14 protein-coding genes are annotated in these 12,481 nt (G+C 49.1%); 13 read left to right on the top strand and 1 reads right to left on the bottom strand.

Annotation, left to right across the window (positions count from 1 at the left end; translation table 11 throughout):
* The first annotated feature begins 19 nt into the window (after positions 1-19).
* The 13 genes from G3578_RS11460 to G3578_RS11400 all read left to right on the top strand — a co-directional run bounded on the left by G3578_RS11460 (position 20) and on the right by G3578_RS11400 (position 10,849).
* Complete coding sequence (locus G3578_RS11460; RefSeq protein WP_165212748.1) at positions 20-976, top strand: Gfo/Idh/MocA family protein; 957 nt, start codon at positions 20-22, stop codon at positions 974-976.
* Entirely contained in the window at positions 973-1,959 is a 987-nt protein-coding gene (locus G3578_RS11455) for a Gfo/Idh/MocA family protein (protein ID WP_165212747.1), read from the top strand. Before G3578_RS11460 ends, G3578_RS11455 begins: the two co-directional genes overlap by 4 nt.
* A gap of 2 nt (positions 1,960-1,961) precedes the next feature.
* Positions 1,962-2,780: a sugar phosphate isomerase/epimerase family protein gene (locus G3578_RS11450; RefSeq protein WP_165212746.1), complete on the top strand. Its 819-nt coding sequence runs from the start codon at positions 1,962-1,964 to the stop codon at positions 2,778-2,780.
* A 43-nt stretch (positions 2,781-2,823) separates the two neighbouring features.
* Entirely contained in the window at positions 2,824-3,924 is a 1,101-nt protein-coding gene (locus tag G3578_RS11445) for a Gfo/Idh/MocA family protein (RefSeq protein WP_206529640.1), read from the top strand.
* Between the two features lie 87 nt (positions 3,925-4,011).
* A complete protein-coding gene (locus G3578_RS11440) occupies positions 4,012-4,794 on the top strand; it encodes an SDR family NAD(P)-dependent oxidoreductase (protein ID WP_241254593.1) in 783 nt (260 codons plus the stop codon).
* A gap of 17 nt (positions 4,795-4,811) precedes the next feature.
* Positions 4,812-5,783, top strand: a complete 972-nt coding sequence (locus G3578_RS11435) for an ROK family protein (RefSeq protein WP_165212744.1) — start codon at positions 4,812-4,814, stop codon at positions 5,781-5,783.
* Between the two features lie 2 nt (positions 5,784-5,785).
* Entirely contained in the window at positions 5,786-6,430 is a 645-nt protein-coding gene (locus tag G3578_RS11430) for a bifunctional 2-keto-4-hydroxyglutarate aldolase/2-keto-3-deoxy-6-phosphogluconate aldolase (protein ID WP_165212743.1), read from the top strand.
* 86 nt (positions 6,431-6,516) lie between these two features.
* The gene (locus tag G3578_RS11425; RefSeq protein ID WP_165212742.1) at positions 6,517-7,254 is read left to right on the top strand and encodes a GntR family transcriptional regulator; all 738 of its coding nucleotides are present in this window, start codon (positions 6,517-6,519) and stop codon (positions 7,252-7,254) included.
* Between the two features lie 25 nt (positions 7,255-7,279).
* The gene (locus G3578_RS11420; protein WP_165212741.1) at positions 7,280-7,738 is read left to right on the top strand and encodes a PTS sugar transporter subunit IIB; all 459 of its coding nucleotides are present in this window, start codon (positions 7,280-7,282) and stop codon (positions 7,736-7,738) included.
* A 74-nt stretch (positions 7,739-7,812) separates the two neighbouring features.
* On the top strand, positions 7,813-8,577 hold the full coding sequence (locus G3578_RS11415; protein ID WP_165212740.1) for a PTS mannose/fructose/sorbose/N-acetylgalactosamine transporter subunit IIC: 765 nt from the start codon (positions 7,813-7,815) through the stop codon (positions 8,575-8,577).
* Positions 8,570-9,433, top strand: coding sequence for a PTS system mannose/fructose/sorbose family transporter subunit IID (locus G3578_RS11410; protein WP_165212739.1), 864 nt, complete (start codon positions 8,570-8,572; stop codon positions 9,431-9,433). Before G3578_RS11415 ends, G3578_RS11410 begins: the two co-directional genes overlap by 8 nt.
* Positions 9,434-9,490: 57 nt before the next feature.
* Positions 9,491-9,895: a PTS sugar transporter subunit IIA gene (locus G3578_RS11405; RefSeq protein ID WP_165212737.1), complete on the top strand. Its 405-nt coding sequence runs from the start codon at positions 9,491-9,493 to the stop codon at positions 9,893-9,895.
* A gap of 3 nt (positions 9,896-9,898) precedes the next feature.
* Entirely contained in the window at positions 9,899-10,849 is a 951-nt protein-coding gene (locus G3578_RS11400) for a phosphotriesterase family protein (protein WP_165212735.1), read from the top strand.
* Between the two features lie 839 nt (positions 10,850-11,688).
* Here the strand turns inward: G3578_RS11400 and G3578_RS11395 are convergent.
* Positions 11,689-12,468 (bottom strand): MBL fold metallo-hydrolase, encoded by a 780-nt coding sequence (locus G3578_RS11395; protein WP_165212733.1) that lies wholly within the window; start codon positions 12,466-12,468, stop codon positions 11,689-11,691.
* Positions 12,469-12,481 lie beyond the last annotated feature (13 nt).

Raw genomic sequence — 12,481 nt, 5'->3', positions numbered from 1 at the left:
GCGAGTAGAGGTGTAAATTATGAGAGTAATCCTGTTGGGGTACGGGGCTATGGGGAGACTTCACTTGGCGGCATACAGGAGAATGAAAGATGTTGAGGTTGTGGCGATTTTTTCGACATCGGGCAATGCTTCAATTGATGGAATACCCGTTTATCGCGATTTGGACGAGTGTGTGCGTGTTGAAGCAGATGCAGTTGATATTTGCCTTCCCACTTTTTTACACAAAATCGCATTTGTCAAAGCGCTGGAAGCTGGCAAGCATATCTTTCTGGAAAAGCCGGTTGCATCAAGCCTGTCAGATGCAAAGGAAATGCTCGATCTAGCCAGAAAGACTGAACGCAAAATCATGGTAGGACAGGTACTGCGTTATTTCCCAGAGTATCAGAAGTTAAGGGAACAGCTTGATCCGGAAAAACCAGTCAGCGCCCTCCTGTCACGCCGGGCGAAGCTGCCGGAAGGAAAACACAACTGGTTTTTGGATCGACAAAAAAGCGGTGGGGTTATTTTGGATCTCAGCCTGCATGACATCGATTTCCTGCGTTGGACGCTGGGCCCTGTAACCCGGATTTTGGCGCAGACTGATCAGGAGTATCGCTATGCGCTAATCACGATGAGGCACAAGAACAAATCCATCTCTCGGATCGAAGCCAGTTGGCGATATGACGGCGGATTTACGATGGAAGCAGAATTGGCGCAGGAAGGAAAGCTCCTGACATATCACAGCCGGTATACGATACCCCTTCATGTCCACTCGTTACCCGAAGAAAAGGATGCGGTAGAGGTACCTGCCATTTTCCTGCATGAAGACCCTTATTACAGGGAACTGGCTGACTTCGTGCATGCAGTACGTCAGGATACGGACGTATCGATCACGCTGGAGGATGCATATCAAAGCACCTGCTTGGCATTGTTGGCATTACATTCCGCCGATACCAGGAAACCCGTGACGGTTGAGGAAGGAGGCAAGGGTTTGTGAGGATATCCATATTGTCCGCGGCACATGTTCATTTTGACCTTTTTGCCACGGCGATTCGTGCATGTGCCGATACCCAGTTGGTTGCCATTTACGACGATCAACCGATACGAGGAAAGGAAAAAGCGGAGCAGTATGGCGTGCCATTCATGGCTGCCTTGGAGGATGCCTTGGACCAATGCGAGGCTGTAGTTGTTTGTTCGGAAAACGCCAAGCACGAGGAAATGGTACTCGCCGCCTTGGAAGCCAACAAGCACGTTTTGTGTGAAAAGCCATTGTCGACCACGGGGAAGAGTGCCGAGAAGATGGCTAGCAAGGCAGATGAACGGAATCTGGTATTGGCCACCGCATTTCCGATGCGCTTTAACTCGCCTGCCATTGAGATGAAGAAAGCTCTTGCAGGAAATAAAATCGGTGAGATTCTCGCTTTTCATGGCACCAATCAGGGGAAATGTCCGGGTGATTGGTTTGTGAAGCCGCATTTGGCGGGCGGTGGCGCAGTGATGGATCATACCGTTCATCTGGTTGACCTGATGCGTTGGTACACCGGAGCGGAAATTGCCAAGGTCTACGCAGAAATCGACTCCTTTCTGCATGCGCAGTACGACATCGATGATGTAGGGCATATACAATTGCTGTTTTCCAATGGAGTCATTGCCGACCTTGATCCCAGCTGGTCACGCCCTGCGGGGTACCCGACCTGGGGAGGACTTGGTTTGCGGGTGACAGGGACGAAGGGTGTTATGGATCTGAATGGCTTCGCCCAGACGATTTCGGTCTATACGTCCGATAGCGTTTACTGGGAGTACTGGGGAGAGAGCGAATACGCATATATGATCGAAGGCTTTGTGAAACGGATCGGAGGAGAAGAGACATCGCTGGCATCTGCGTGGGATGGTGTGGCTGCGGTAAAGGTGGTGGAGGCAGCCTATCTGTCAGCGCGCGAAAAGGAATTTGTCCCATTATACGGGAAAATGGAGGGATAGAGATGAAACTGGGCTGCATTAATTCATGCTGGTTTGGATCAAAAGTCGAATACTTTGAAGGAATTACCAAGCTGAAAGAAATCGGATTTGACACCATTGACATTTTTCCCGATTTTTCTTTCAAATCCTATGATTTAAAACGAATCAAGAAGCTTTGTGATGCTTATGAGATGCCGGTCTACGTAATGGTTTCCGCGTATCCGGAGTTGATTTCCCTGGAAGAGCATGTGAGACGCTACGCCATTGAAAGCTACAAGAAGCTTCTTGACATGGGTGTGTATCTGGATGCGAAGAACCTGTTGATCGTTTTGGGAGAATACATTTGGGAAAAAAACGTGATTGATCCCAAGATACAGTGGGCACAAGCAGTGGCAGCGGCGAAAGAACTGTCCGAATACGCAGCCAAGTGTGAAATGAATGTCCTGGTTGAGCTGGAACCGTTCAAATATTCCTTGGTGAATGATATCGATACGATGGAACAGTTTTTGGCAGATGTCGATATGCCGAACTGTCTGGCTAACGTGGACATCGGACACCTTCATGTGCAAGGGATTGCTCCCAAGGAAATCTTGCGCTTGCGAGGGAAAATAGGGGGTGTTCATCTCTCTGACAATGATGGTACGGTACACAACGATTGGCCCCCGGGGCGCGGAAATGCAGATATCGCCGGTTATCTTCTGGCAGTGAAAGAGGCTGGCTATGATGATGTGGTTTCCATTGAACTTGAATTTGCGCCCTATCCCGATCGCATCATCGAATGGGTAACAGAGGCGTACCACGCAACCGCAAAAATCATGCAAGATCTGAATCTTCGTCATTGAAGGGATAGGAGAGGTGGCTCGTACAGTCGGGTTTACACCCTGATTGGATAATCACAAAAGAGAAGGAGCTTGCACGATGAGTGAGTCATTCAAGCTTGAATATCTGCCCCGCCTGCCTGAAAAAAAGGAGTATGGCATCGGGATCGTAGGATCGGGTTTTATTGTAAAGGAATGCCATTTGCCTGCTTATCGGGAGGCGGGATACCGGGTCGTTGGCATAACCTCGCGAAATGTGAACAATGCCAAGCGAACTGCAGATGAATTCGGAATCCCGCAAGTCTATGAAAATGTGCAGGAGATGTTGGCTGATCCCGATATCGAGGTCGTTGATATTGCCGTACCGCCTCATGAACAGCCCATGATTATCCGGGAGGCTGCAAGACATGGGAAACATATCCTGGCCCAAAAACCGCTTGCAATCAACATGGTGCAGGCGCGAGAGTTGGTGGCATTTTGCAAGGAAGCAGGTGTACAGCTTGTCGTGAACCAGAACGGTAGATTTGATCCTGCCATTCTTGCGACGAAGGCTTTGTTGGAGCAGGGATATGTCGGCAAACCCGTCGTGGCTACGATTGAGCTGCGGTTTAAACCGCACTGGCAGCCGTATCAGCAAGAGTACGAGCGGTTGATGTTTTTGTTTATGAGCATCCACCATCTGGATCAGTTCCGTTTCTGGTTTGGGACCCCCGATCTGATTTATGCCAGCGCTGCTCCCCACCCTGCTGGACAATTTAAAGGAGACTATATTGGCTCTTATATACTTGAATATGACAGCGGTCTGAGAGCATCTGCGTGGGATGACGGTTTCACCTGGGATCCGGAGGGATTCGGCGTCTTCTACAAAATCGAAGGGACGGAAGGCGTTGTGAAGATGAATATCGGTTGGCCTCATGGCGGCCCAAGTACACTTCGGTTTTACTCCAAGCGATTGGCAGACCAATGGTATAGCCCCGAGCTGGAGGGAAGCTGGTTTCCGGGAGCGTTTCGCTATACCATGGGGGAACTGTTCCGTCAGATCGAAACAGGTGTTCCTTCGGCCATCAGTGGAGAAAACAACCTGGAGACCATGGCGATGGTAGAAGCTTGTTATCTCTCGTCCCGTGAGAAAAGGGCCGTTTCAATCGCAGAGATCCTGCATGGATAATGATGCTCCATATTGTGTTTGCAGGATAGGGATGAATCCTGTGAAAGTGAAAAGAGGATAGCAAAAGGGAAAGGATAGGTGCTGGTGATGAAACTGAAAGAGAAAGTGGCGCTCGTGATCGGTGGTACAAGCGGTATCGGCTTTGATACGGCACTGCGCCTCGCAAGCGAAGGCGCAGAAGTGATCATCACCGGGAGAAGTGAAGGGAAAACAGCGGAAGCCGCATCCCGGTTAAACGAATTGCTGCGGCATGCCGGCAAGGTTGTTCCCATGCATGGAGATGCGACGTCAGCCGAGCAAACCGAACGTTTGTTCAGCAAGATTCGAGACTCCTATGGCAAGCTTGATATCCTTGTCCATGTAGCAGGGATTAGCGGGCGCAAGTGGGGAGACGGCCCTTTGGATGCATGCACGGAAGAGGGCTGGGATGTGGTGATGACAGCCAACGTGAAAAGCGTCTATCTGACCAACCATCATGCGCTGAGGATGATGACAGGACAAAAAAGCGGCGTGATCATCAATGTTTCTTCCATTCTGGGTATGGTCGGCACACAGGCGCACTTTACTACACATGCGTATGCGGCGAGCAGAGGGGCAGTGATCTCCTTGAGCAGGGCCGCAGCTGTGTATTACGCGAAGGACAACATACGAGTCAATGTGGTTTGCCCCGGCCTGCTGGATACCCCGATGTCGCAACGGGCCGTAAACGATCAGGTAATCCGTGAGGCGTTATGCTATCTGCAGCCGTTGGCACCACATATCGGATATCCGCATGATGTAGCGGAGGCGATCCTCTTCTTGGCATCGGATGATGCAAAATTTATCACCGGGGTCGCTCTTCCCATTGATGGTGGCTGGACCGCACAATAACAGCAGGGGGAAGTGGCATGGAGGTTTTCATCGGAATAGATTTGGGAGGAACTTACATCAAAGCAATCGCGCTCCAAAAAGACGGCAGCTTGCTGTTGGAAAAACAAATACCAACCCTGCCGGAAAGAGGGAGCGGCGATGTGATAAAGCGCATGGCCTCATTTGTGAAGGAAATTCAGGAAACGCTGAATCAGCCCATAAAAGGAGTGGGAGTAACGGTTCCTGGAGTACTTCGCCGGGAAGAAGGGATCGTGGTCATGATGCCCAATTTTCCTCCAGATCAATGGCGTGGTGTACATTTGCGTGACCAGCTGCATCAATTGACGGGATGGAGTGTTGAGTTGTTGAATGATGCCAGAGCCGCTGCGTATGGTGAAAAAGTGTTCGGAGCGGGGAGGAATTTTTCTCACTTCATCTGTCTGACGATCGGGACGGGCATTGGTGGCGGCATTGTGGCAGATGGCCGACTGCTCATGGGAAGCAGAGGGGTAGGCGGTGAAATCGGGCATCAGGTGGTGGTGCCTAACGGAGAGTTGTGCGGTTGTGGCAATAAGGGCTGCCTGGAAACTGTGGCAAGTGGTCCGGCTATCGTAACATCCGCCATTCGTTTCATAAAACAAGGCTTGCATACGAAGATCAGAGAATTGGTCGAGAGTGATCTCAATCTCATCACGCCCGAGATAGTTGCACAGGCCGCCGGGATGGGCGATCAGGCCGCGATCCATATTCTGGAGAATGTTGCCGGTCATATTTGTACAGCCTTGAACAATATGAAAGCTGTGCTGAATCCCGAAGCGGTGATACTCGGCGGAGGAATCGCCAACAACGATCTGTTGTTGCGAATGATTGAAGAAAGGCTTGAAGAGAAAGAAATTTTATTCCCCCATTATTTGGGAAGCATGCAAGTGAAAAGGGCAGAGCTTACCCACATGGCAGGTGCATACGGAGCGGCAGCCTGGGTGATGCATACTTCAAGGGAGGGGAAATGACGATGGGGCATCATGTGACTTCCCACATATGCGAAACAGGGATCGTTGCTGTCATTCGTGCTGAAAATGGTGAGCAAGCCGCCAGAATCACGGATGCTTGTGTGAGTGGAGGAATAACAGCCATTGAGCTGACATTCACCGTTCCACGGGCTCATCAAACCATCGAACAGCTTGCACTGCTGTATGGGGATAAGATGGTCAAGCTCGGAGCGGGAACCGTCATGGACGCTGAAACGGCAAGGATTGCGATATTATCAGGTGCGCAGTATATCGTGAGCCCATATCTGAATAAAGATATTGCCGAGCTGTGTCATAGATATGGTGTTCCGTATTTTCCGGGTGCCATGACCATAAAGGAAATCGTGGAGGCAATGGAAGCGGGCGCAGAGATGGTCAAACTTTTTCCCGGCGAAGTGTTTGGCCCCGCATTTATCAATGCGGTGAAAGGACCGATCCCCCATGTAAAAATCATGCCGACGGGCGGGGTGACGATTGAAAATGTAACGACCTGGTTCAAAGCGGGAGCTTCTGCGGTAGGAGTGGGCAGTTCCTTGACCAAGGGGGCGGAAAGCGGCGACTATGTCTCCATCACAAGAATGGCCATTCAGTTTGTAGACAAGATAAGGGAAGCGAGAGTCCAAACGTAAGATTTGCGTAAGTCAGGGCTTCTCATTTTATCACTATTATTTGTACGGACATTCGAATAAACGTATTTTGAAGGAGAAAATGCTCCATGAATCCTGACTTTCAACTGAAACGCGATGAACCGGTTCCTTTATATCATCAGATTGCACAAATTGTGGAAAAAGAAATTGAAGAAGGCATGTACAAACCCGGGGATCTGTTCACAACCGAACAGGAGCTGCAAAAACGATTTCAGGTCAGTCGAGCGACGGTACGTAAAGCGTTTGAAGCACTCGAGCAAAAAGGACTGTTGATCCGATTAGTGGGAAAAGGGACATTCGTTGGTTCTCCCAGACTTCAGCTCGCACAACCGCATCTGTTAAGTTTTACCGAAGAGATGAAACAATTAGGGATTACGCCTGGTACGCAAATCCTGGGTATTTCCACGGTTTACCCTTCGCCAAAGGTGCGAGAACAACTGCATCTGGGGAAGCAGGAAAGTGTTCTGCAGATTCGACGTCTGCGAACCGGAAACGGAAATCCGATCTTGTTTGTTACCCATTATCTTCCGACCTGGCTCCAACCAGACGACCCCAATGTTTTCGGGGAATCGTTGTATAAGTTTCTTGAGGAGCACAAGGGTATTTACCTTCAGGAAGCAGTCCATAAAGTGGGGGCGGGACCTGCTGATTCTGAAACGGCCTCCTTGTTGCAAATCGCAGCGGGAGAACCCGTTATTACGTTCTCTCGTACATCTTTTGACCGGCAGGGGAGAGCAATCATCTACGAAGAAGGAAAAGCTCGTCCCGACAGCTATGAATATCAAGTTCGGCTGAGAAGACAATGATCAGAAAGACAGGAGAGGATCTATCATGTTTATTCGCATTGATGACCGGTTAGTACACGGGCAAGTGGTTACCGCTTGGCTTCGCCAATTGAAGGCAAAGACGATCGTGGTTGCAGATGACACTGCAGCGAAAAACACAATGATCAGAAAAGCGCTGCAATTGGCGACTCCCCGAGGAGTGAACTTGCTGGTGCTTTCGGTCGAGGAAGCGGGACAGCAGGTTGCCAGCCTTCCGCAGGACGATGTGATTCTCCTTGTAAAGTCTCCAATCACTGCCAAAACGATCATTTCTGCTGCACCAGCAGAAATGAAATGGAAAGTAAATGTCGGTAATGTCGGAAAGGCTGAAGGACGGGAAAAGTATGCCTCCACGGTCTATCTCGATCAGGAGAATTACCAGGCATTGAAAGAGTTGGCGGATAAGGGGGTGGATGTGTTCTATCAGATGGTGCCCACGGATCAAGTATCGTATTTTCGTGAATGAAAGCGCTGTTATGTTTATTCGTTTTGACAGAACATTCATAATCAAACGATGACGAAGAACAGGAGGAAACGTTCATGTTGTGGGAATCAATTTTCATTGCGTTTTTTGCCTATTTGGGATGGATTGCCACACCGTGGCTGGGTGGGCAGGCCATCGCTTGGTATGTATTCGGGCGTCCATTGATCGCCGGCACGGTTGTAGGATTCATCCTTGGTGATGTGCAAACGGGCATGGTAATTGGCGCTACCATCAATGCGCTTTATATCGGGGCGATTACACCAGGCGGTGCGATGGCCGCTGATATGAACTTCGCTGGCTATATCGCAACGGCGTTGGCAATGATGACGAAGGTAAGCCCGGAGGTGGCCGTATCGATGGCGGTTCCCCTTGGTTTGATCGGGACATTTACCTGGCAAGCTTTTGCCACCATCAACGCATTCTTTGCCCATTTGGCTGATCGCTATGCGAAAGAAGCGCAATTGGGCAAATTCACCTTTATGTTGCTGGGCGCGCCGCAGATCTTGGCATTTATTCTGCGATTTGTTCCCGCGTTTTTGGTACTTTACCTGGGCGCGCCAATTGCTGAACAAGTTCTCAAGCTGATTCCAGACTGGTTCACCCATGTGCTCACGGTAGTTGGCGGACTGCTGCCGGCATTAGGGATGGCCGTGCTGTTGAAAATGCTGGTTCGTGAAACAAGTATCCTGGCGTATTTCATCTTAGGCTTTTTGGCAGTTGCTGCGCTAAAACTGCCGATATTTGCAGTAGCGCTGGCAGGCGTAGCATTAGCCCTGATCAGTTTCAGTCTTGGAAGAAAGGAAGGGGAGGCCCATGTCTAATTCCGTCACACAAATCCAAAAGGCTGATACTCAACCTTATGTGAATCCAGAAACCATCACAAAGAAAGATATCCGCTCTGTTGCGCTGCGCTGGCTATTTTTTAATACCTCCGCATGGAATTGGGAGCGGATGCAGCATATTGCGTTTGCCTGGAGTCTGTTGCCAGTGCTCAAAAAGCTGTATAAAGACAAGAAGCAACTGGGAGAAGCCCTATCGCGGCACATGGTGTTTTTCAACTCGGAGCCGACGATTGGCACGCCTCTGATCGGGGCAATTGCGGCAATGGAAGTGGAAAAGGCTAAGGGGGAAGAGATTCCGGATGATGTGTTCAACGCTGTGAAATCCGGATTGATGGGGCCGCTTGCTGCACTAGGTGATTCGTTGTTTGCGAGTACAGTGAATGCGCTCTTGCTAAGTTTCGGAATGGGATTAGCAATGGAGCAGAATCTCCTCGGCCCCGTCGGATTTGCCGTGGTTTGGATTATGATAACCCTTGGCTTTGTACTCTGGGGAACGCAGATCGGATTCCAGAAAGGGATCAACCTGATGGATACAGAAGCGTTTTCTGAAAAAACAATCACTACTACCACCAACATTCTTTCCATTTTGGGATTGACCGTAATCGGTGGACTATCCGCATCTTTTGTCAATCTAACCACCACGGTTACGTGGTCCTTTAACGACAAAGCCACAGAATTACAGGTCATCCTGGACGGTTTGATGCCCAAGTTCTTGCCTTTCCTGCTTGTGTTGGCGCTCTGGTATTTGCATGACCGGAAAAATGTTTCGGTGATGAAGCTTCTTCTTTATCTGGTTATCTTTGGTGCAGTCGGTTCCTTATTGCATGTGTTCTAACACGTGGCATAACATGCGGATGAGTTCGTTCAAAATGACGAAAAGGGGAATGGTTTGATGGTTGGTATCGTGATTACCGCCCATGGTCCGCTTCCATCAGCGCTGATTGAAACAGCTGAAATGATCGTGGGAAAGCAAGAGTCACTCATGGGCGTGAGCCTTATGCCCGGAGAATCTCCAGAGGAGTTGTACGCAAAAGTGAAAGTTGCCATCCAGTCGGTAAATAGAGGGAGTGGGGTTTTGCTTCTCACAGATTTAATTGGTGGCAGTCCTTGCAATACGATTGCATCCATCCTTGCAGAAGGCATTGACTGCCAGGCGGTTACAGGCGTCAACATTCCCATGCTGCTAGACGTGCTATTAACACGCGGCACGGGGGATATCCATTCGCTTGCAGAAACGGCTGTTCAAAGCGGGGGAACAGGCATATTGAATGTTGGTGCTTTCTTAAAGGAGGATTAATCATTGAACAAAGGGACGAAGATCCAAACTATACTCGGGATGATTCCTGCAGGCGAGCTTGGTATCTGTTACAGCCATGAACACCTGTTCGCTCATGCAACTCCCGAATTGGCGGCAAAAGATAGTGATCTTGTACTCGATGATGTATCAGGTGTGATTCCTGATCTGGAAGCCTTTCGGAAAGCCGGCGGGAAGGCTATAGCGGAAATGACCACGGTCGATTATGGTCGAGATGTCCAAGCGTTAAAACAGCTTTCGCTAAAAACAGGGGTTCATCTCATCGCCGTGACTGGCTTTAACAAAGGGATTTATTGCCGGCCTTATACCGAAGGCAAAGAAATCGACGAAATCGCGAAAACGATGATCTCAGAAGTAGTAGACGGCATCGATCAGACTGGTATAAAAGCAGGCTTGATCAAGTTTGGAACCAGTTTGGATAGGATACATCCCTGGGAAGAGATTGCGGCAAGGGCTGCTGCACGTGCCCATTTGCAAACAGGTGCGCCAATTATTACTCATACAGAAGCAGGAACAATGGGAGAGGAGCAGTTGGCGCTCCTGGCAGAGGAAGGCGTATCCGCAGAAAACGTGATCCTGTGCCATATGGATCGCAACCCGGATTTGGACTTGCATGTGAAGGTTGCGGAACGCGGCGCTTTCCTCAGTTATGACCAGATCCCCAAGAAAAAATACGATACCGAAGATGCGGCGATCCAGCTGGTACTGCGGCTGGCTGAAAGAAACCTGCATAAACAGATCCTGATTGGCGGCGATTTTGCACGAAAACAATATTTCAAAGGTTGGAATGGGGAACCCGGGTTGGACTATTTGATCACCACTTTTACAAGAAAACTGTACGCAGCACTTGCTTCCGCAGGGCTTGCCGCCGATGCGATTGTGGAAGATTTGTTTGTGCATAATCCAGCGCGTGCCTTTGCTTTACGGAGGCTATAATTTCAAGATCCCCCTTTTATCCAAACTAGCCGTTATTATGATTCAAAAAGTATTGGCTCAAGACTTGAACCCGGAACGGAAAAGGGGGTGGAGGAGCACACATGTAAACTGCTTGGGATTGAGCAATACGGTGGAGAGGAGGACAGAGAAAGAAAAAAGAAAGAGGAAGACAGTGAGGATGTAAAGTAAAAAAATCGATGTTATTCATGGATGGCAGCAAATATCACAAAAAATTTTAGTGAAATTTTAATAATGTAACTTCATTGAATTTCAGTTCATAAAATCGCATTTTCATGAACTGAAAGCAAAAATGGATTGCCTCCTCCCCACCGCCAATGTAGGGGGAGCAGCTGAATATTCGCATGTGATACGACATTTTATTTGGAACGAACATGAGCGACTCAAAGTCGCTCTAAACTTTTTCTTGCACCAAATCCAGGTGTATTCTCAAGCGAAAAAGTTGCGCTGTACCAAAAATGCAAAGAGAATCAATGGCTATTCGTTAATGTTCAAATACGTATCAATCGAAGTTGCTGCCAGACTTTCATGACCAAGTAATTCCTGCAGCGTCGTTAATTTCACTTTTTTGAAAAAGAGCGAACCTCATTGTGCAAGACTGTTCCGCAGCCGGAATCGGTACGGATCCTGAAATTTACGAATCACGAACCTTGCATTATCAAAGACGTTAGCGAAAATATCTTCCTGATAATGCGATGATCCGTACCTAGAGTTTTGAATGATTGATACGTTTTGTTTTTATTAGTTAACATAATATATATTATCGGACTCAAAAGGAATCTGATAAAAGGGCTCAAATACCAGATGCCCCCATAGTCCCCCTATACGCTTGCTATCGACAATCGCATCCCGTCATAGGCAAAATGGACATCTGGCGGTAATGAGCTGGACTTTTCCCGTATATCGATGTCATGAGACAAGTGGGTCAAGATAAGCTGCTTCGGCTGAATGATCTTACGCACTTCCAGCGCTTCGATGACGCTGTAAACAGAGCGCTTGGCCACAGGCGTTTTTTCTTCCCAGTAAGAGGTGCCCAAAATCAACAAATCGAGTTGGGTAAACGGCTGCCATTCATCCATCGTGAGCTGAATCGCATCCGACACGTATGCCCAGCGAAATGCTTCTGTTTCGAAACGGACCCCGTAGGAATGCCCGTTGGCTCCGTGATTCACCCGATGAAAGGAGATCTCCCATCCCCCCACTGAAAATGCATGTTTCCCTTGAAAGACAAGCGAAGGTCGTTTGGCGAGATACGGAAACCTGATCAGAATGGATTCAATCACGTCAGCAGGACTGATCAAAGTGGCTCTCCTGCCGTGCCAAAAGCAAAGATCAGCATAATCCCCCAGTCCACCAATGTGATCGTGATGGGCATGCGTAAACAGGACAAGGTCTGGTATCTGCTCAAGTTGCAACCGCATGTATTGCTGGCGAAAATCCGGGGAAAGATCGAGAAACATCTGGTGTGTACCTGTTTGAATCCATAGACTTGGCCGACTGCGCTCATTCTCTCTGCCGGGTTGTCGGCAGACCGCACAATCGCACATTAAGCGTGGGACCCCCTGCGCATCGCTCGTCCCCATAAATTGTATCGTCATCATGTCTCCCATCCTC

It is taken from the genome of Brevibacillus sp. SYP-B805, assembly GCF_011059135.1.
GTDB lineage: Bacteria > Bacillota > Bacilli > Brevibacillales > Brevibacillaceae > Brevibacillus_F.
This window is presented reverse-complemented; position numbering and strand designations above follow the sequence as displayed.

Excerpts from the sequence above, each read along its gene's own strand:
- G3578_RS11460 (WP_165212748.1), top strand. The coding sequence starts at position 20 with ATGAGAGTAATCCTGTTGGGGTACGGGGCTATGGGGAGACTTCACTTG.
- G3578_RS11450 (WP_165212746.1), top strand. The coding sequence starts at position 1,962 with ATGAAACTGGGCTGCATTAATTCATGCTGGTTTGGATCAAAAGTCGAA.
- G3578_RS11440 (WP_241254593.1), top strand. The coding sequence starts at position 4,012 with ATGAAACTGAAAGAGAAAGTGGCGCTCGTGATCGGTGGTACAAGCGGT.
- G3578_RS11435 (WP_165212744.1), top strand. The coding sequence starts at position 4,812 with ATGGAGGTTTTCATCGGAATAGATTTGGGAGGAACTTACATCAAAGCA.
- G3578_RS11430 (WP_165212743.1), top strand. The coding sequence starts at position 5,786 with ATGGGGCATCATGTGACTTCCCACATATGCGAAACAGGGATCGTTGCT.
- G3578_RS11425 (WP_165212742.1), top strand. The coding sequence starts at position 6,517 with ATGAATCCTGACTTTCAACTGAAACGCGATGAACCGGTTCCTTTATAT.
- G3578_RS11420 (WP_165212741.1), top strand. The coding sequence starts at position 7,280 with ATGTTTATTCGCATTGATGACCGGTTAGTACACGGGCAAGTGGTTACC.
- G3578_RS11415 (WP_165212740.1), top strand. The coding sequence starts at position 7,813 with ATGTTGTGGGAATCAATTTTCATTGCGTTTTTTGCCTATTTGGGATGG.
- G3578_RS11410 (WP_165212739.1), top strand. The coding sequence starts at position 8,570 with ATGTCTAATTCCGTCACACAAATCCAAAAGGCTGATACTCAACCTTAT.
- G3578_RS11405 (WP_165212737.1), top strand. The coding sequence starts at position 9,491 with ATGGTTGGTATCGTGATTACCGCCCATGGTCCGCTTCCATCAGCGCTG.
- G3578_RS11395 (WP_165212733.1), bottom strand. The coding sequence starts at position 12,468 with ATGATGACGATACAATTTATGGGGACGAGCGATGCGCAGGGGGTCCCA.